Annotated in this window: 17 protein-coding genes; 5 read left to right on the plus strand and 12 right to left on the minus strand. The window is 55.1% G+C overall.

Translation table 11 applies throughout. The features are described 5' to 3' along the window. Positions 1 to 145 precede the first annotated feature (145 nt). Positions 146 to 535 carry an aspartate 1-decarboxylase autocleavage activator PanM gene (gene panM / locus AC0XWG_RS05540; protein ID WP_028017956.1) on the plus strand — a complete coding sequence of 130 codons (390 nt, stop codon included), beginning with the start codon at positions 146 to 148 and terminating at the stop codon, positions 533 to 535. A gap of 217 nt (positions 536 to 752) precedes the next feature. Here the strand turns inward: panM and livJ are convergent, their stop codons facing one another. The 6 genes from livJ to ftsY all read right to left on the minus strand — a co-directional run bounded on the left by livJ (position 753) and on the right by ftsY (position 7,738). After that, a complete protein-coding gene (gene livJ / locus AC0XWG_RS05545) occupies positions 753 to 1,853 on the minus strand; it encodes a branched chain amino acid ABC transporter substrate-binding protein LivJ (RefSeq protein ID WP_152546598.1) in 1,101 nt (366 codons plus the stop codon). Positions 1,854 to 2,050: 197 nt separating this feature from the next. Continuing rightward, positions 2,051 to 3,316, minus strand: coding sequence for a 4-aminobutyrate--2-oxoglutarate transaminase (locus AC0XWG_RS05550; RefSeq protein WP_128348330.1), 1,266 nt, complete (start codon positions 3,314 to 3,316; stop codon positions 2,051 to 2,053). A gap of 136 nt (positions 3,317 to 3,452) precedes the next feature. Continuing rightward, entirely contained in the window at positions 3,453 to 4,310 is an 858-nt protein-coding gene (gene rpoH, locus AC0XWG_RS05555) for an RNA polymerase sigma factor RpoH (RefSeq protein WP_028017959.1), read from the minus strand. Positions 4,311 to 4,561: 251 nt separating this feature from the next. Then, positions 4,562 to 5,617 carry a permease-like cell division protein FtsX gene (gene ftsX, locus AC0XWG_RS05560; protein WP_028017960.1) on the minus strand — a complete coding sequence of 352 codons (1,056 nt, stop codon included), beginning with the start codon at positions 5,615 to 5,617 and terminating at the stop codon, positions 4,562 to 4,564. Further along, positions 5,610 to 6,275, minus strand: a complete 666-nt coding sequence (gene ftsE / locus AC0XWG_RS05565) for a cell division ATP-binding protein FtsE (RefSeq protein WP_025758973.1) — start codon at positions 6,273 to 6,275, stop codon at positions 5,610 to 5,612. The genes ftsX and ftsE overlap by 8 nt, the downstream gene beginning before the upstream one ends. A gap of 2 nt (positions 6,276 to 6,277) precedes the next feature. Further along, the gene (ftsY, locus tag AC0XWG_RS05570; RefSeq protein WP_128348331.1) at positions 6,278 to 7,738 is read right to left on the minus strand and encodes a signal recognition particle-docking protein FtsY; all 1,461 of its coding nucleotides are present in this window, start codon (positions 7,736 to 7,738) and stop codon (positions 6,278 to 6,280) included. A 127-nt stretch (positions 7,739 to 7,865) separates the two neighbouring features. On the opposite strand from ftsY, the gene rsmD reads away from it, so the two are divergent. Together rsmD and AC0XWG_RS05580 are read left to right on the plus strand one after the other, a co-directional pair. Beyond that, positions 7,866 to 8,468 (plus strand): 16S rRNA (guanine(966)-N(2))-methyltransferase, encoded by a 603-nt coding sequence (gene rsmD, locus AC0XWG_RS05575; RefSeq protein WP_129324858.1) that lies wholly within the window; start codon positions 7,866 to 7,868, stop codon positions 8,466 to 8,468. After that, positions 8,452 to 8,733, plus strand: coding sequence for a DUF1145 family protein (locus tag AC0XWG_RS05580; protein ID WP_049007747.1), 282 nt, complete (start codon positions 8,452 to 8,454; stop codon positions 8,731 to 8,733). Before rsmD ends, AC0XWG_RS05580 begins: the two co-directional genes overlap by 17 nt. Before the next feature lie 54 nt (positions 8,734 to 8,787). On the opposite strand, the gene AC0XWG_RS05585 is transcribed toward AC0XWG_RS05580, so the two are convergent. Further along, the gene (locus tag AC0XWG_RS05585) at positions 8,788 to 9,144 is read right to left on the minus strand and encodes a DUF2500 domain-containing protein (RefSeq protein ID WP_049007748.1); all 357 of its coding nucleotides are present in this window, start codon (positions 9,142 to 9,144) and stop codon (positions 8,788 to 8,790) included. Positions 9,145 to 9,273: 129 nt separating this feature from the next. Between AC0XWG_RS05585 and AC0XWG_RS05590 the strand changes: the two genes are divergently transcribed. Both AC0XWG_RS05590 and zntA read left to right on the plus strand, forming a co-directional pair. Then, on the plus strand, positions 9,274 to 9,900 hold the full coding sequence (locus tag AC0XWG_RS05590; protein WP_114979566.1) for a lysoplasmalogenase: 627 nt from the start codon (positions 9,274 to 9,276) through the stop codon (positions 9,898 to 9,900). Positions 9,901 to 9,976: 76 nt separating this feature from the next. Next, a complete protein-coding gene (zntA, locus tag AC0XWG_RS05595) occupies positions 9,977 to 12,148 on the plus strand; it encodes a Zn(II)/Cd(II)/Pb(II) translocating P-type ATPase ZntA (RefSeq protein WP_475680440.1) in 2,172 nt (723 codons plus the stop codon). A gap of 87 nt (positions 12,149 to 12,235) precedes the next feature. Here zntA and ubiA read toward each other — a convergent pair whose 3' ends face one another. From ubiA to malK, 5 genes are all read right to left on the minus strand, one after another. After that, positions 12,236 to 13,105, minus strand: coding sequence for a 4-hydroxybenzoate octaprenyltransferase (gene ubiA, locus AC0XWG_RS05600; RefSeq protein ID WP_134708602.1), 870 nt, complete (start codon positions 13,103 to 13,105; stop codon positions 12,236 to 12,238). Between the two features lie 12 nt (positions 13,106 to 13,117). Next, a complete protein-coding gene (gene ubiC / locus AC0XWG_RS05605; RefSeq protein ID WP_028017968.1) occupies positions 13,118 to 13,615 on the minus strand; it encodes a chorismate lyase in 498 nt (165 codons plus the stop codon). 180 nt (positions 13,616 to 13,795) lie between these two features. Further along, entirely contained in the window at positions 13,796 to 14,752 is a 957-nt protein-coding gene (gene malM, locus AC0XWG_RS05610; protein ID WP_134708601.1) for a maltose operon protein MalM, read from the minus strand. Positions 14,753 to 14,865: 113 nt separating this feature from the next. Continuing rightward, a complete protein-coding gene (locus tag AC0XWG_RS05615; protein WP_128348333.1) occupies positions 14,866 to 16,179 on the minus strand; it encodes a maltoporin in 1,314 nt (437 codons plus the stop codon). 71 nt (positions 16,180 to 16,250) lie between these two features. Then, complete coding sequence (malK, locus tag AC0XWG_RS05620; RefSeq protein ID WP_028017971.1) at positions 16,251 to 17,360, minus strand: maltose/maltodextrin ABC transporter ATP-binding protein MalK; 1,110 nt, start codon at positions 17,358 to 17,360, stop codon at positions 16,251 to 16,253. Between the last annotated feature and the right edge of the window lie 91 nt (positions 17,361 to 17,451).

Here is a 17,451-nt window from a genome sequence, read left to right on the forward strand (position 1 = left end):
TTATTTTTCGATCCATGTGTTTTCAAACTGCCCATCGCGCTGCCAAAAAACTAATCACCTGGTTAATGAGAATAAAAAGAGGAAGCCGCTGAGTGAATAAATTGAGTACACTGCCCCTACTCAATTTGATTTGGACAACAAGCTAATGAAACTGACAATCGTTCGTCTGGTGACCTTTAGCGACCAGGATCATATCGACCTGGGCAAGATCTGGCCGGAATATTCCCCTTCGTCACTGCACGTCGACGAGACTCACCGCATTTATGCTGCGCGATTTAATGAACGTTTACTGGCTGCGGTTCGCGTGACTCTGAGCGGCACCGAAGGGGCGCTGGATTCACTGCGCGTGCGTGACGTCACCCGTCGTCGTGGTGTAGGGCAGTATTTGATTGAAGAAGTGATCCGCGAAAACCCGAGCGTGACCTCCTGGTGGATGGCCGACGTGGGCGTGGAAGACCGTGGCGTGATGGCGGCATTTATGCAGGCGTTAGGGTTTACGGCGCAGGAGAATGGGTGGGAGAAGCGCCAGAGATGATCTGTGCTGCCTGATGCCCTCACCCCGCCCCTCTCCCACAGGGAGAGGGAGAAAACATTAAAAAAGGCAACTTACGTTGCCTTTTTGCGGCTTTTCCCAAGAATTTCGTGTTGCAGGAAGGCGGCAAGTTATGAAATCCCCGGGAGCTTACATAAGTAAGTGACCGGGGTTGAATAACGCAGCCAACGCACCTGCGGCGCGAAAGGCGACGGGAAAATTATTTGGCGTCTGTCGCCGTGCCGTTAGCATGCCAGTCAAACACGCCGAACTCGAAGCCCTTCAGGTCGCCCTTCTCATCCCAGGAGAGTGGCCCCATCACGGTCTCAACAGTATTCGCTTTCAGCCAGGTGGCAATCTCTGCCGGATCGGCTGACTGGTTCAGGCCCGCCTGCAGCGACTGCAGCGCAGCGTAGGTGGTCCACACGAACGCACCGCTTGGATCCTGTTTCTTCGCCTTGATGGCATCTACGATTGGTTTGTTCGCCGGAACCTGGTCGTAGTTCTTCGGTTTGGTCACCAGCAGGCCTTCAGCGGATTCACCCGCGATGTTAGACAGAGAGACGTTCGCCACGCCTTCCGGGCCCATGAACTGGGTTTTCAGGCCTGCAGCACGCGCCTGGCGCAGGATCTGGCCCATTTCCGGGTGGTAACCACCGTAGTAAACGAAATCAATATTCTCTTTCTTCAGACGCGCCACCAGGGTGGAGAAGTCTTTCTCACCGGCAGTAATACCGTCAAAGAACACTACGTCGGCATTCGCTTTCTTGAGGTTGTCCTGCACGGAACGCGCCAGACCTTCACCGTACTGCTGCTTGTCATGAACGATGGCAATGCGCTTCGGCTTCACTTTTTCAACGATGTATTTCGCCGCAGTTGGGCCCTGGTCAGAGTCCAGGCCGGTGGTGCGCAGGGTCAGCTTGTAGCCGCGAGAGGTCAGCTCTGGTGCCGTCGCTGCCGGGGTGATCATCAGAATGCCTTCGTCTTCGTAGATGTCAGACGCTGGCTGAGTAGAGGAAGAGCACAGGTGACCGATGACGTATTTGATCCCGTCGTTCACCACTTTGTTCGCGACCGCGACCGCTTGTTTCGGGTCACAGGCATCATCATATTTTACGATCTGCAGTTTTTCGCCCTTAATACCGCCCTTGGCATTAATGTCTGCAACCGCCTGTTCTGCGCCAGTAAATTCCTGGTCACCATACTGTGCTACCGGACCGGACATCGCTCCTACGACAGCCACTTTAATATCTGCCTGTGCCATCGTGCTAAATGCCAACGCGATACATCCTGCCAGTAACGCTTTACCCTTCATGTTCATCCTGAGATTCCCCATTATTATGGTTATTACGATTATTGTGATGTTGTTGTGTAGCGCTTTATTTCAGTTATAGGTATGCCACTCGCGCTTTTTCAGCATACTCTGCTAAAACATACCCCATTTTTATGATTTTGGAATAGCTAATTTGAAATGAATATATGATAAGCCCGGCAGAGATTTCCGCCGGGCATATGTCTTTAACGTGTCAGCGACGCGGAGATGATGTCCAGCGCTTTACGGAACTGCACTTCAGGGATAGTCAGCGGATACAGGAAACGAATAACGTTGCCGTAGACGCCGCAGCTCAGAAGAAGTAGCCCTTCCTGCAACGCGCGTTCTTGTACCTGACGGGTGAATTCCGGCGACGGGAGCCCTGATTGCGGGTCGTTAAACTCCACCGCCACCATCGAGCCTTGCGCGCGAATGTCAGCGATATACGGGCAATGTTCCTTCGCTTTGCTCAGCACTTCCACCAGGTGATGACCAAGGTGCGCCGAGCGCGTGCAGAGATCCTCTTCATCAATCACGTCCAGCACGGCATGCGCCGCCGCAATCGCCAGCGGGTTACCGGCGTAGGTTCCGCCCAACCCACCAGGCGCAGGTGCATCCATCACCTCAGCCCTACCCGACACCGCTGAAAGCGGCATCCCGCCCGCCAGGCTTTTCGCCATAGTGATCAGATCGGGCTTCACGCAGTGGTGTTCCATCGAAAACAGCTTGCCGGTACGGGCGAAGCCGCTTTGCACCTCGTCGGCAATCAGCAAAATGCCGTGGGTATCGCACAGGGCGCGCAGGGCCTGCATAAAATCAGCAGGCGCAATGTTGAAACCACCTTCCCCCTGAACCGGCTCGAGAATAATAGCCGCGACCTGGTCGGGTGCGATATCCGCTTTAAAGATGCGTTCCAGGCTTTTTAACGCTTCCGCCGTGCTGACGCCGTGCAGTTCATTAGGATATTGCGCGTGGTAAACCGATCCGGGAAACGGGCCAAAACCCAGTTTGTAGGGTGCCACTTTCCCCGTTAAAGCCATCGTCATAAAGGTGCGGCCGTGGAATGCACCACCGAAGGTGATAAGGCCAGGACGCCTGGTATACGCGCGGGCAATTTTTACGGCGTTTTCGACAGCCTCGGCCCCCGTGGAGAAGAACGCCGTTTTCGCCGGGCCCTCAATGGGCACGCGTTCGTTGAGACGTTCGGCAAGCGCCACGTAGCCTTCGTACGGCACAATCTGGTAGGCCGTGTGGGTAAAGGCATGGAGTTGCTTTTCGATGGCGGCAATGACTTTGGGGTGGCGATGGCCGGTATTCAGTACCGCGATCCCCGCAGCGAAGTCGATGTACTCATTACCCTCCACGTCCCACACCGTGGCGTTTTCAGCTTTATCGGCATAAAAATTACACATCACGCCGATGCCGCGCGGCGTCGCCTGTAGACGCCGGTCGTTCAGTTCGTTATTTTTCACCCTGTCCCCCTGAGAAAGTCGCCTGCTTAGCGCATCAGTAAGTGTTTGCCAGGGGGAAGGAATTCGCCAGAGCGGGCGCTAAAAAAACAAAACCCCCGAATTTGCATTCGAGGGTTCTCGGTGTACTTCGCTTATCTTACGCTTCGATAGCGGCGCGAAGTTTTTTCATGGCGTTCTTCTCAAGCTGACGAACACGTTCAGCGGAAACGCCGTAGCGGTCGGCCAGTTCCTGCAGCGTGGACTTATTGTCTTCGTCCAGCCAGCGGGCGCGGATAATATCCTGGCTACGTTCGTCGAGGCCTTCCATCGCATGGGTCAGCTTGTTCGCGGCCTGATCTTCCCAGTTATCCTCTTCAATGCCGTCAGCAAAGTTAGAGGTTTTATCCTGCAGATACAGTACCGGTGCCATCGGCTGGCTGTCGGATGCGTCGTCGTCGGAGGACATATCAAAGGTCATGTCCTGCGCGGCCATACGGGATTCCATCTCACGCACATCTTTGCTGGATACGCCCAGCTCACGCGCCACCATTTCAACTTCATCCTGATTGAACCAGCCCAGACGCTGCTTGGTTTTACGCAGGTTAAAGAACAGTTTGCGTTGCGCTTTTGTCGTGGCGACTTTCACAATACGCCAGTTACGCAGAACGTATTCGTGAATCTCTGCTTTGATCCAGTGCACGGCGAAGGAGACCAGTCGCACACCCACTTCCGGGTTGAAGCGACGCACAGCCTTCATCAGACCGATGTTACCTTCCTGAATCAAGTCCGCCTGCGGCAGGCCGTAGCCCGCATAATTACGAGCAACGTGAACAACAAAGCGCAGGTGAGACAGGATCAGCGTCTTAGCTGCTTCCAGATCGCCCTGGTAATGCAGCTTTTCAGCAAGCTCCTTTTCTTCCTCGGCCGTTAACATCGGCCAGGTGTTCGCAGCCCGGATGTAAGACTCCAGGTTACCAACAGGGGCTAAAGCTAAAGTTTGCATTTCTTTGGTCATTCATTCCTCTCAATGTTTCTTCTGGTCCAGGTTATCCCCATCAGGCAACAACCATGCCAAAGCGTTTGAGCAACGAGATTAGCATTCACTCTTGTATCAGACAGTGATTTTATCCACAAGTTCCAGGTGCAACGGTGAATAAATTACGCACAAAATGTGACATGAAGATGATAACAGGGGAAGAGACAACAGGGACGCTTTCCCTGCAGAGCGAACATCTCGGTGCAGGGAAAGATTATATCACGCTTTTATTAATCGGGAGTAAAGTGACGTAAATGTTGAACGGTTGCCAGCCAGGCTGCCACCCACCCAATCATCGAACACACCAGCAGCAGCAACAGGCACTCATCGAACCCTAAACCGCTGATATCAAACTTCGTTCCGAAAACCTGCGCCACTTCTGTGACTGCCGACGACAGACGCATCACCAAAATTTCTGACAATATCAGTGAAAGAAATGCGCCGGAAAAACCGAGCAGTGCGCCGCCATAGAGGAACGGACGCAGGATGAAACCATCCGTCGCACCAATCAGTTTCTGCACGTTGATGGTATCGCGACGGGCGAAGATGCTCAGGCGCACGCTGTTACCGATGACGAGGAAGACCGCCGCCACCATCAGCACGCCAATCATCGCCGCCACGCGGCCTACCAGCCCGGTCAGGGCAGAGAGACGCGCAAACCAGCTGTCATCCATGCGCACTTCATCAATGCCCTTAATGCGCGTGATGCGATCGCGCAGGGTGTTAAGCGAATCGGTCCCCTGGAAATCCAGCTTCGGGATCACCACCGCCACGGCAGGCAGCGGGTTCTCTTCGAGCATATCCAGCGCACCACCAAAACCAGACCAGTTACGGAACTCGCCCAGCGCGTCTTCACGCGAGAGATAGTTAACCTTCTCCACACCCTGCTCGGCCTGAATTTGCCCGACCACCTGCGCTGCGGCGTTATCGTCGAGCGCTTTATCCAGATAGACCGTGATCTGCGGGGACGGATAGTACTGTGAGGCCGCCTGGTTGACGTTTTTATAGACCATATAGCAGACGCTTGGCAGCGTCAGGGAGATGGCAATCACCATCACCGTCAGGAACGTCGCCAGCGGTTTGCTTTTCAGGTCCTGCAGCGCGCCGTGGAAGGCATAACGCACCTGCTCGTTAAACACGTTGGTTTTGCGGGAGGCAGGCTTTGGCGCGGCTTTCTGGCGCTTTGGCGCATTACGATTGCCATCACCACCGCCCTGCGACTTACGGAAACGATCAAACCGGTTCCCGAACTGTCGAATCTGGTTTATTGCATCACGCTTATTCACCATGGCCTCCGTGCAAATGACCGTCGCTCAGGGTCAGCATGCGGTACGAACGGCGGGAAATGAGCCCGATATCGTGCGTCGCCATCAAAACCGTCACCCCTACGCGGTTGAACTCCTCAAACAGACGCAAAATCCCTTCTGACAGGGCGTCGTCCAGGTTACCGGTCGGCTCATCCGCCAGCAGCACCGCAGGTTTGTTCACCACCGCACGGGCAATGCCCACGCGCTGCTGTTCACCGCCGGAGAGCTGGATCGGGAAATTCTTCGCTTTGTCCAGCAGCCCGACCTTATCCAGCGCCGCAGAGACGCGACGGCGGATATCATCATAGCTGGCACCGGCAATAATCAGCGGAATCGCCACGTTATCGAAAACGGTGCGATCCATCAGCAGGTGGTGGTCCTGGAAAATCATGCCGATCTGCCGACGCAGAAACGGCACTTCGCGATTTTTCAGGCGGCTTATCTCATGGCCGCCGAAAAAGATTTTCCCGGCACTTGGCCGTTCGATCCCACAGATAAGCTTGAGCAGGGTACTTTTCCCCGCGCCGGAATGGCCGGTCAGGAATGCCATCTCGCCCGGTTGCAGGTGGAATGTCACCCCCTGCAACGCTTGTCTCCCACCGAGATAGGCCTTGCTGACGTGTTCAAAGCGAATCATTGTTAGTCCTCTCGGGCAAATAGTGCCTCAATAAAGTCGTCCGACTTAAACGGACGTAAATCTTCAATACGCTCGCCCACACCGATGTAACGGATAGGAATGCCGAACTGATCGGCCACGGAGAAGATCACCCCGCCTTTGGCGGTGCCGTCCAGTTTGGTCAGCGTGATCCCCGTCAGTCCTACCGCTTCATGGAACAGTTTTGCCTGACTAATGGCATTCTGTCCGGTGCTGGCATCAATGGTCAGCATAATTTCATGCGGTGCTTCTTCGTCCAGTTTTTTCATCACACGGACGATTTTCTTCAACTCTTCCATCAGGTGCGATTTGTTCTGCAAACGCCCTGCGGTATCGGCAATCAGTACATCCACGTTGCGCGCCTTCGCCGCCTGGATGGCGTCAAAGATAACGGATGCGGAATCCGCGCCGGTATGCTGGGCAATCACCGGGATGTTATTGCGCTGGCCCCAGACCTGCAGCTGCTCAACCGCTGCTGCACGGAAGGTATCACCTGCCGCCAGCATCACCGATTTACCCTGCTGTTCGAACTGGCGCGCCAGCTTGCCGATGGTGGTGGTTTTACCCACACCGTTCACGCCAACCATCAGAATAACAAATGGCGTTTTGCCTTCAATATTAAGCGGTTCGTCAACTTTTGCGAGAATTTCACCCATCTCGTCTTTCAGAAGGCCATACAGCGCTTCGGCGTCGCGCAGCTGTTTGCGGCTCGCCCCTTCGGTCAGGTTGGTGATGATCTTACGGGTGGTTTCCACACCGACGTCGGCGATCAGCAGTTGCTCTTCCAGCTCTTCAAACAGATCGTCGTCGATCTTCTTGCCGCGGAAAAGACTGATAAATCCGGAACCTAAGTTTTCTTTTGTTTTAAGCAGGCTGCGTTTCAGGCGGGCGAAGAAACCTTCTTTGGTCGGTTTTTCCTGTTCCTGAACGATCTCCTCTTCGGCCTGCTCTTCCACTGGCACCACGATAACCGCTTCTTCAGCCGCTTCTGCTGCCAGCGCCTGCGCTTCCAGCTCTTCGTCGGTTAGTTCAGGTTCGTTTTCGGCTTCTTCTTCCACCGCCTCAACAATTTCAACGGTTTCCGCTTCGGCCTGCCACTCTTCGGCAGAAACGGCTTCGATTTTCACCTCTTCCGGCAGCGGCAGTTCTTCGTGTTCGATGACGGCCTGTGGCGCTTCGGGAATCTCTTCGGCGACAACCGGTTCTGGCTTCTCGCTTTCCTGAACCTGTTCAGTGACCTCAACCACCTCTTCAGCGAAAGATTCAATCTCTTCTTTGCTGTGTGCCGTCTCTTCCGCTTCGACAACCGCGGCGGTTTCTACAGGCGTTTCAGGCTGCGACTGCTCTTCAACGGCATGTTGCTCTTCGGTTTTCTGTTCTGTTTCTTGCTCTTTTTCACCGAAGCCCAGCCAGGAAAAGAAGCCACGTTTTTTTTGTTTTGCCATCTGCGACTACACTCCTCGCGGCGCTATATACATGGAAGCTAAAAAAATGATGAAATAGTCTAACACTTTACTTAATTGACATCACCGCCCGCAATCGCAGGCCAATTGTTAACAGAGCTTTCCTGAGATGAAGAAACCCAACCGCGCCCCGGCCGGTCAAATTCGTATTATCGGCGGTCAGTGGCGAGGCCGGAAACTACCGGTGCCGGACAGCCCCGGTTTACGCCCTACTACCGACCGCGTACGCGAGACGCTGTTTAACTGGCTGGCCCCGTCAATGGTAGACGCCCACTGTCTCGACTGTTTCGCCGGAAGCGGCGCACTCGGACTGGAAGCGCTGTCACGCTATGCCGCCAGCGCCACGCTGCTGGAGATGGAACGCGGCGTGTCGCAGACGCTACAGCAAAATCTGGCGACGCTAAAGGCAACCAACGCTAAAGTCGTGAACACCAACACGTTGAGTTTCCTCGCGCAGAAAGGTACGCCACATAACGTGGTGTTTGTCGACCCACCGTTCCGTAAGGGGCTGCTGGAAGAGACGTTATCCCTGCTGGAGCAAAATGGCTGGCTGGCAGATGACGCATTAATTTACGTGGAAAGTGAAGTGGAAAACGGTTTACCGCCAGTTCCCGCTCACTGGGATCTGCACCGTGAAAAAGTGGCAGGTCAGGTCGCTTATCGTCTGTATCACCGTCAGGCTCAAGGAGAATCCGATGCCGGTACTGATTAATCTGGGACGTTTGTTGATGCTGGGCGTCTGGGCGTTTTTAATTCTCAACCTGGTGCACCCGTTCCCGCGACCGATGAATATTTTTGTTAACGTCGCGCTGGTTTTCACATCGTTTATGCACGCCCTGCAGATGGTAATGCTGAAAAATGGTCTGCCAAAAGATGGCCCGCAGATGACCGGCTGGCAGCAGCTGCGCGTCTTTATTTTCGGCGTGTTTGAACTGCTGGTGTGGATGAAGAAATTTAAGGCGCAGGTGAAGAAGTAAGGTGCGGCCTGATGCTCTCACCCTCTCCCACAGGGAGAGGGAACCGATCGAGCATTATTCAGGCGTAAAACCTTCGAATCGGGACCCTTTATAACTCAGCGTCCCTTTCTCCCCCACCGTCAACTGATGGTACTGCTGCGCCTCCAGGCGGAAGGTCATCTCGAGCCCGCCGGTTTCCGGCTTAAAGCTCGCTTCATAGCGCATTGTCGTGCCTGCTGGCGTCACCTGCTGCTGGCGTGAACGGCGGTCGTTAAGCGGTTTTTCGCGTTTGTTCGTCACTACCACGCGCTTTTGCAGTAGCGGTGCAGCATCGTTATCCGCCTTTTCGCGGCGCTGCTGTACGAAACGGAACGAGGCGGCAATGACGATAATCGCCACCACGATAATGAAAAACAGCGGCATCTTGCTCATTCTAAAATCCCATCAGATTATGCGGAATTCAGGATACCCTGCCTTCCCTGCCATTGCCAAACGCCCGTCCGCATCACTACACTGGATCAGAAACTGATTATTCAGCCTTAACAGATACAGGGAGTTAATATGCTTTGGTCATTTATCGCTGTCTGTTTTTCCGCATGGCTTTATGTCGATGCGTCGTACCGCGGTCCCACCTGGCAGCGCTGGTTGTTTAAACCGGTCACGCTGTTGCTCCTGCTGCTGCTGGCCTGGCAAGCGCCGATGTTTAACGCCATAAGCTATCTGGTCCTCGCCGGGCTGTGTGCTTCCCTGATTGGCGATGCCTTAACCCTGCTGCCACGTCAGCGTCTGCTGTATGCCGTGGGGGCATTTTTCCTGTCGCATCTGCTCTATACCATCTACTTTGCCAGCCAGATGACGCTTTCATTCTTCTGGCCGCTGCCGCTGGTACTGCTGGTGATTGGCGCACTGCTTATCGCGGTGATCTGGTCGCGTCTGGAAGAGATGCGTTTGCCGGTCTGCACCTTTATCGCCATGACGCTGGTGATGGTATGGCTGGCAGGCGAACTCTGGTTCTTCCGTCCAACGGCGCCGGCGATGTCGGCGTTCTTCGGTGCAGCACTGTTGTTACTCGGGAATATCGTGTGGCTGGGCAGCCACTATCGCCGTCGTTTCCGGGCGGATAACGCGATTGCCGCCGCCTGCTACTTTGCCGGACACTTCCTGATCGTACGCTCGCTGTATATTTAAATAAGCCTTGACTCTGGAGTCGACTCCAGAGTGTATGCTGCGGTTAATGAGAAAATTATCATTGCCGGAGACTGCCATGTCGACTCCAGAAACACCAAAAAAAGCCCCTCAATTCTCAGCATTTAAGCTCAGTCCGGTTCCGCCGAAGGACGACTGCTGCTGCGATGGTGCGTGCGAAACACAAACCGAAATACTCCCTGAAAACGGCAACCGCTACAGCTGGGTCGTCAACGGTATGGACTGCGCCGCCTGCGCCCGTAAAGTTGAAAACGCGGTAAAACAGGTGCCGGGCGTGAGTCATGTACAGGTTCTGTTTGCCACTGAAAAGCTGCTGGTCAGCGCGGATAACGACGTTATCCAACAGGTTGAAGCTGCCGTAAGTCAGGCGGGTTACAGTCTGCGTAGCGAAAATGCACCGGCAGAAAAAACCTCTTCCCTGCGAGAAAATCTACCGCTTATTACCCTCATCATCATGATGGCCCTGAGCTGGGGACTGGAACAGATTAACCATCCGTTCGGCAATCTGGCATTCATCGCCACCACGCTGGTTGGGCTGTTCCCAATTGCCCGTCAGGCATTGCGGCTGATGAAAAGCGGAAGCTGGTTTGCCATCGAAACGCTGATGAGCGTGGCCGCTATTGGCGCGCTGTTTATTGGTGCGACAGCAGAAGCGGCAATGGTGCTGCTGCTGTTCTTAATCGGTGAACGTCTTGAGGGCTGGGCCGCCAGCCGCGCGCGTAAAGGAGTCAGCGCGCTAATGGCCCTGAAACCTGAAACCGCCACACGCGTGATCAACGACAACCGGGAAACCGTCGCCATCAACACGCTGCGCCCGGGCGATGTGATTGAAGTCGCCGCAGGCGGGCGTCTGCCTGCAGACGGTGAGTTGCTCACCGCAACAGCAAGCTTCGACGAAAGTGCCCTCACCGGAGAATCGATTCCGGTTGAACGTACAACCGGTGAAAAAGTGCCTGCGGGTGCCACCAGTGTTGATCGTCTGGTGCAACTGACGGTGCTTTCCGAACCCGGTGACAGCGCCATCGACCGTATTCTGAAGCTGATTGAGGAAGCCGAAGAGCGTCGCTCGCCAGTTGAGCGGTTTATCGATCGCTTCAGCAGGATTTACACCCCCGCCATCATGCTGGTTGCCCTGCTGGTCACTGTCGTTCCACCCCTGTTTTTCGGCGCACCGTGGGAAGGCTGGATTTATAAAGGTCTGACGCTGTTGTTGATTGGCTGTCCGTGTGCGCTGGTGATCTCCACCCCGGCGGCCATCACATCCGGGCTTGCGGCGGCGGCACGTCGCGGAGCGCTGATCAAAGGCGGAGCCGCCCTGGAACAGCTAAGCCAGGTTCAGCACATTGCCTTCGATAAAACCGGTACGCTGACCGTAGGTAAGCCGCAGGTGACCGGTGTTTATCCGCAGGAAATCAGTGAAAACGAACTGCTGACATTGGCAGCTGCCGTAGAGCAAGGTTCAACCCACCCGCTGGCGCAGGCGATTGTGCGTGAAGCGAAGGCGCGTGAACTCACCATCCCTGCGGCAACTTCCCAGCGGGCACTGATGGGCTCAGGCATTGAGGCCGTCGTCGACGGTAAAAAGGTGCTGATTGTCGCGGCTGGCAAGTCTTCTACTCCAGAGGTTGAGGCGTTAGAACAGGCCGGGCAAACGGTCGTAGTCGTCATGCAGGACGGCGTGGCGAGGGGAATGCTGGCATTGCGCGATACCCTGCGTGATGATGCAAAAGAAGCCGTGGCGGCGCTACATCAACTGGGCGTACAGGGCGTTATTCTTACAGGCGATAACCCTCGTGCGGCAGCCGCAATTGCCGATGAACTGGGGCTGGAATTTAAAGCCGGATTGTTGCCTGCAGATAAGGTCAGCGCAGTCACAGAGTTGAACGCTCATGCCCCGCTGGCGATGGTTGGTGACGGGATTAACGATGCCCCGGCGATGAAAGCGTCCACCATTGGTATTGCGATGGGCAGCGGTACCGACGTGGCGCTGGAAACGGCCGACGCGGCGCTGACCCACAACCGCCTGACCGGGCTGGCGCAGATGATCGATCTTGCGCGAGCGACGCGTGCCAATATCCTCCAGAACATCGGTATTGCGCTCGGGCTGAAAGGGATATTCCTGGTGACCACCCTGCTCGGCATGACCGGGCTGTGGCTGGCGGTGCTGGCGGATACCGGGGCAACGGTGCTGGTGACGGCGAACGCGCTTCGGCTGCTACGTCGCCGGTAAAAAAAGCCCGGTGGCGCTAACGCTTACCGGGCCTACATGTTCTGCTAACTCGTAGGTCGGGTAAGGCGAAGTCGCCACCCGACTTTTTTATAAGAAATAGCTCATCGCCAGGCCTAAAAATAGCACCAGACCGACGTAGTTATTATTCATAAACGCCTTAAAACAGGCTTCACGCTCGCGCTTCGCAATCAGCTTTTGCTGGTACGCAAACAGCAAGCCCGCCACCAGCACGGACCAGTAAAACTCCCAGTTCAGCCCGTTCAGGCGACCAATCGCGACCATCAGTGCCAGTACCGCGACCTGCAGGATACCGATAATCAGCTTGTCCTGACGACCAAAGAGGATAGCGGTTGATTTGATGCCAATTTTCAGGTCATCGTCGCGGTCTACCATCGCGTATTGCGTGTCATATGCCACGGCCCAGAGAATATTCGCCAGGAACATCAGCCAGCAGCTGAGTGGTAAGGACTCACTAACAGCCGCAAATGCCATCGGAATCGACCAGCCAAATGCCGCCCCCAGCACCACCTGAGGCAGATGGGTATAGCGTTTCATAAACGGATAAACCCAGGCCAGGGCCAGCGCCGCAACGGAAAGCAGAATGGTCATGGTGTTAAGGGTTAACACCAGCAGGAAAGAGAGCAGCACCAGAACAATGAACAGCACGCGGGCTTCTTTCCCGGTGACTTGCCCGCTGGGTAACGGACGACCGGCAGTACGTTTTACGTGCCCGTCGAATTTACGATCGGCATAGTCATTGACCACACAGCCTGCCGCGCGCATCAGCCAGACGCCGGCAACGAATACGCCCAGGATCCACAGCGGCGGCACGCCCGGCGTCGCGACCCACAGCGCCCATAAGGTCGGCCACAGCAACAGTAACGCGCCAATCGGTTTATCGGTACGCATTAAGCGGTGATAGGCCAACAGCTTATTCTGCGTCAGGCTCCACTCCATTTTTTCTTCCTCTTAGTACAACGGCGATGCCGGTAAAAAAAGCTCCGTCAGTATTAACGGTTTACCGCTCAGGCGAAGGCGGGAACGACGCCCCCACAGTTCGGCATCACGACCAATCTCAATAAAATCTCGGGTAAGCTCAGACGAGGTGAAAAGATAACGCCCCAGAGGCGTTTTCCCCAGCCGTTGCAGCGCCAGCTCGGGCCCGGAAAGGGTGGATTCGGGCACCACCGTCCGCCCGGCAAGCCATGGCTCGCCATCAGCGCAGAGTAAAATTTCACGCAGCCAGTAACGTGGCTCTTGCGGCAATAGCGGCAGCTCGGCAGCAATCTCATCGCCAGAGACAAACCCTTCCTGAATCAGGGTCACCGTGACCGTTTTACCCTGCTGCTCAAAACGTTTCGTCATGGAATCTTCCAGCAGCAACCAGTCCAGTTGCTGCGGATCAAGCGCAGGTATTTGGTCGAAATAGCGCAGCGCACGCAGTTGCGTTAGCGCAGGGTGTGACATGCCAGACTCTCCGATACATAACGTGATGGCATTGTATCGCAGAAAAGCAGATTGAGGGCGGCCAAACGTTATTTAACGATCACTATCGCAACAAGAGCGCAACAGCCCGGAGAATACCAAAAAAAGTGCGCCCACTCAGGCGCACCAAACTACTAACAAATCAGCACTGTGGGGAAACGGTTACCCCTTGCCTTTTACACTGCTGATAAAGGTGGAACGGGCAGTGGTTGAACCTAAACGTTCGGCTTCATCAAGCAGTTTCAGCGCTTTATCGACATCGCCGCGCTTCACCGCCTGCTTAATGGCGTTGTTGAAGTACTCTTCGGTGTCGTTCAGAACCGGTTCAGCTTTCTTCGATGGGGCGGGTGCAGCGGCGGCTACCGGTGCGGCAGCGGCTGCGGCGGCTGGAGCGGCATACACAGGCGCGGCTGTATTGCCTACTGTGACAGGGCCAGTACCGGAAGAGCCAAACAGTGGGCCAACCAGCACGCTGGATGCATTGTTTGTTGAGACTTTCAGCTTAAGCAAACCGTCGGTGACGTGACGCGCTAATGGATCCGGAATATCCGGAACCGAGTTGCCGGTGCCTTTCGCATAGGCTTTTGCCGGATCGATAAGCTTAGTGGTCTGCTGCAGATCTTTTTCGGTCGTGAAAACCAGAACATAAATCTTCTGCTGGCCCAGGGCAGGCGTCAGGCGCATTTTACCTTCCAGACGGTCAGCGCTCATCACGCCTGGTTCCTGGTAACTAAAATATTCGCTTGGGAAGAAAGCAGATGGCGTCAGGTTCTGATCCAGAATCAGTACGTTAGGTGCGAAGACGCTGGTTTGCTTGTTCACTTCGCTGGTCAGCGTCAGGGTTAGCTCACCAATGTTGGCCGGCACGCTGTAGGCGGCAACCGGCCCGGTGATCCCTGGCACGTTCAGTTGCTGGCCGCCCGTAGAAAGCTGTGTCGACTGCGTTTTGGATTGATCAACTGGCGTCCAGGTCAGTTGCTGGAGCGCCGCCGCCGGGATAGCCGGCGCAGCGCTGGTATTTTGTGGTACGAAATTCACGTCTGCAAAGGAGACCGCCGGAACACAGGCCATCAGCCCCGCAGAGAGGCACAGCGCGACGAGACTTTTCTTCATTTTCATTGTTATTACCTCTGATAGCGTGAGCACTGCGGTGGCCAGGCAATAGCGCGCAGCACCCTAAGGATAGAGGGGCTTGCGCCCCTCTTTTAGGTCATTACGTCAGGTCTAACGAATTACCACCAGATTTCCATCTGGGCACCGAAGGTCCACTCATCAGAGTCGCCTCGGCTGAAGGTTTTTGCGGACGTGTCGCTGTACGCAATACCAGAGTCATAGCCTGCACCGGAGTCGCCGTTCGCGTAGCCCCATTTTTCATCCCACTTCGCGTAAGTTGCGAAGACACGGATAGCCGGACGGGACCAGATGCTGTCGCCAGCCTGCCATTGCTGTGCCAGGGTAATTTTGTACTGACTGTTGGTGTCGTCGGTTTTCTGAGACTTAACGTTGTCGTAGCCCACTTCTAACAGGGTGCTCATGATTGGCGTCCATTTGTACATAGGACGCACACCGACGGTCCACCATTTGGTGCCGTTGTTGTTATCCAGGTTGATGTCCTGGTACATACCTACGTACATCAGATCCCAGGAGTCGCCCAGAGAGATCGCACCGTGGTCCAGAACACGCCACATGTCGCCGTTGTTGTTGATGCTACCACCTTCCGGACGGCCCTTGCCGTTGGAGGTCATAGAGTCAGTTGCGTACTGCAGCACAAACTTGTTAAAGCCCTTCAGCATGCTCTGGGTATGTTCAGCGGTGAACATCCAACCGTCTTTAGATGCGCCAGGCTGCAGGTAGTAGTCATCTGGAATATTGGTGTGACCATAATCAACACCGAACTCCAGCGTACCGCCTTCATTGACCTGCATCTGTGCTAAACGGACGTCGAAGACATCGTTCGGTACCAGGTTGTCATAAATACGGTTACCCAGCGCGTCACGATCGGCAAAGGTCGCTGAGCCGCCCGCTTCAGAAGAACGAGTTGCAGCCAGAGAGAGCTTACCGAAGCCCAGGTCGATGTTTTCGATACCCGCACCAGGACCAGAAATATCCCAGTAGTAGAAGTCGATCATGTGAACGTCATGACGCTGATAGAAGCGCTTACCGGCCCAGATGGTGGAACCTGGCAGTGCGTCAATCAGGTTTTTACCCTGCACGTTAGCTTCACGGAAGGCCGGGCTGGTAGATTCCCAGTCGTTCTGCTGAGAGACGGAATACGCAACGTTGGTGTCGAAATAGAAGCTCTTATCGCCTTCTTTCCACACTTCCTGGCCCAGTTTCAATTCCGCATAGGTTTCACATTCGTTACCGAGACGGTATTTACTTTGTGCACCGGTTGCCTGGAAACACTGTTGCTCACCGCCACTCCCGGTCCAGCCAATGCCGGAACGAGCATAACCTTTAAAGTCCACGGCGCCTGCCTGGGCAGACAGGATGCCTGCCGCAATGGCGATTGCCAGAGGGACTTGTTTGCGCAGAGTAATCATCATTCTATCTCCTGAGATCATTGCTTTTCTTTGAACACTTCACCTGTCGGTTTCGTGTCTTCTTTTGGGATTGCTTAAACGCCTGGCTCTTTGTGCAACCGACGACATGCAGTGCCATCCTCACGGAACAGATGGCAACGCTCTGGCGGCAAGCCGATAGCGAATGTGGCACCCTCTTCTACCAACACCACGTCATTCTGGCGGTAGACCAGGTTCTGACGGATGGCGGGGATCTGGATATGAATCTGTGTTTCGTGACCAAGCTGTTCGACAACCTGAACTTCACCTTCCAGCGTCACATCAGCGATGTGGCTCGGCAGCAGGTGCTCAGGACGAATACCGAGGGACATGTTTGCCCCGACCTGTACGTTGGCGCTGTCGACCGGCAGCCAGACCTGCTGGCGGTTTGGCAGCTCCACCTGTACCTGTTCGATCGCAGTTGCCGTCACTTTGACGGGCAGGAAGTTCATCTTTGGCGAGCCAATGAAGCCCGCAACAAAGCGGTCTGCCGGGTAGTGATAAAGCTCGAGTGGTTTGCCCACCTGCGCCACGCGACCGGCGTCCAGCACCACGATTTTGTCGGCGAGGGTCATCGCTTCGACCTGATCGTGGGTGACGTAAATCATCGTGCGGCCAAGACGTTTGTGCAGACGGGAGATTTCAATACGCATCTGGACACGCAGGGCGGCATCCAGGTTGGAAAGGGGTTCATCGAGCAGGAACACACGCGGTTCCGCCACCAGCGTACGGCCAATCGCCACACGCTGACGCTGACCACCGGAAAGCGCTTTTGGTTTACGCTCAAGCAGGTGCGCCAGCTGTAACACTTCCGCCACCTGCGTGACGCGCTGGTTAATCACGTCTTTCTTCGCACCCGCCAGTTTCAGGCCAAAGGACATGTTTTCGGCAACGGACAGATGGGGGTAAAGCGCATAAGACTGGAACACCATGCCTACTCCACGTTCGGCAGGTGGGATGTCGTTCATACGGGTGTCACCAATAAACAAATCGCCACTGGTGATAGTTTCAAGACCGGCAATCATACGCAGCAGAGTAGATTTACCGCAGCCTGATGGGCCGACAAATACCACGAATTCACCTTCGTGGATGTCCAGATTGATGTCTTTCGACACCACAACGTCACCCCAGGCTTTCGTTACATTACGCAGCTGTACGCTCGCCATGCCCTTCTCCCTTCGTTACAACCTGTCGCCGACAGAAACATTCAAGATAAGTTCACTATGGGGTATCCATTACTTTCCCGAATCCTCCACC

The sequence above is a fragment of the Enterobacter sp. DVT3837 genome, assembly GCF_056238685.1.

What these genes read in the sequence shown, in the direction of transcription:
- malK (WP_028017971.1), bottom strand. Translation starts at nt 17,360, where the DNA reads ATGGCGAGCGTACAGCTGCGTAATGTAACGAAAGCCTGGGGTGACGTT.
- livJ (WP_152546598.1), bottom strand. Translation starts at nt 1,853, where the DNA reads ATGAACATGAAGGGTAAAGCGTTACTGGCAGGATGTATCGCGTTGGCA.
- ubiA (WP_134708602.1), bottom strand. Translation starts at nt 13,105, where the DNA reads ATGGAGTGGAGCCTGACGCAGAATAAGCTGTTGGCCTATCACCGCTTA.
- AC0XWG_RS05580 (WP_049007747.1), top strand. Translation starts at nt 8,452, where the DNA reads ATGCCGGTACTGATTAATCTGGGACGTTTGTTGATGCTGGGCGTCTGG.
- rsmD (WP_129324858.1), top strand. Translation starts at nt 7,866, where the DNA reads ATGAAGAAACCCAACCGCGCCCCGGCCGGTCAAATTCGTATTATCGGC.
- AC0XWG_RS05615 (WP_128348333.1), bottom strand. Translation starts at nt 16,179, where the DNA reads ATGATGATTACTCTGCGCAAACAAGTCCCTCTGGCAATCGCCATTGCG.
- AC0XWG_RS05590 (WP_114979566.1), top strand. Translation starts at nt 9,274, where the DNA reads ATGCTTTGGTCATTTATCGCTGTCTGTTTTTCCGCATGGCTTTATGTC.
- ftsE (WP_025758973.1), bottom strand. Translation starts at nt 6,275, where the DNA reads ATGATTCGCTTTGAACACGTCAGCAAGGCCTATCTCGGTGGGAGACAA.
- zntA (WP_475680440.1), top strand. Translation starts at nt 9,977, where the DNA reads ATGTCGACTCCAGAAACACCAAAAAAAGCCCCTCAATTCTCAGCATTT.
- malM (WP_134708601.1), bottom strand. Translation starts at nt 14,752, where the DNA reads ATGAAAATGAAGAAAAGTCTCGTCGCGCTGTGCCTCTCTGCGGGGCTG.
- ubiC (WP_028017968.1), bottom strand. Translation starts at nt 13,615, where the DNA reads ATGTCACACCCTGCGCTAACGCAACTGCGTGCGCTGCGCTATTTCGAC.
- panM (WP_028017956.1), top strand. Translation starts at nt 146, where the DNA reads ATGAAACTGACAATCGTTCGTCTGGTGACCTTTAGCGACCAGGATCAT.
- AC0XWG_RS05585 (WP_049007748.1), bottom strand. Translation starts at nt 9,144, where the DNA reads ATGAGCAAGATGCCGCTGTTTTTCATTATCGTGGTGGCGATTATCGTC.
- rpoH (WP_028017959.1), bottom strand. Translation starts at nt 4,310, where the DNA reads ATGACCAAAGAAATGCAAACTTTAGCTTTAGCCCCTGTTGGTAACCTG.
- ftsY (WP_128348331.1), bottom strand. Translation starts at nt 7,738, where the DNA reads ATGGCAAAACAAAAAAAACGTGGCTTCTTTTCCTGGCTGGGCTTCGGT.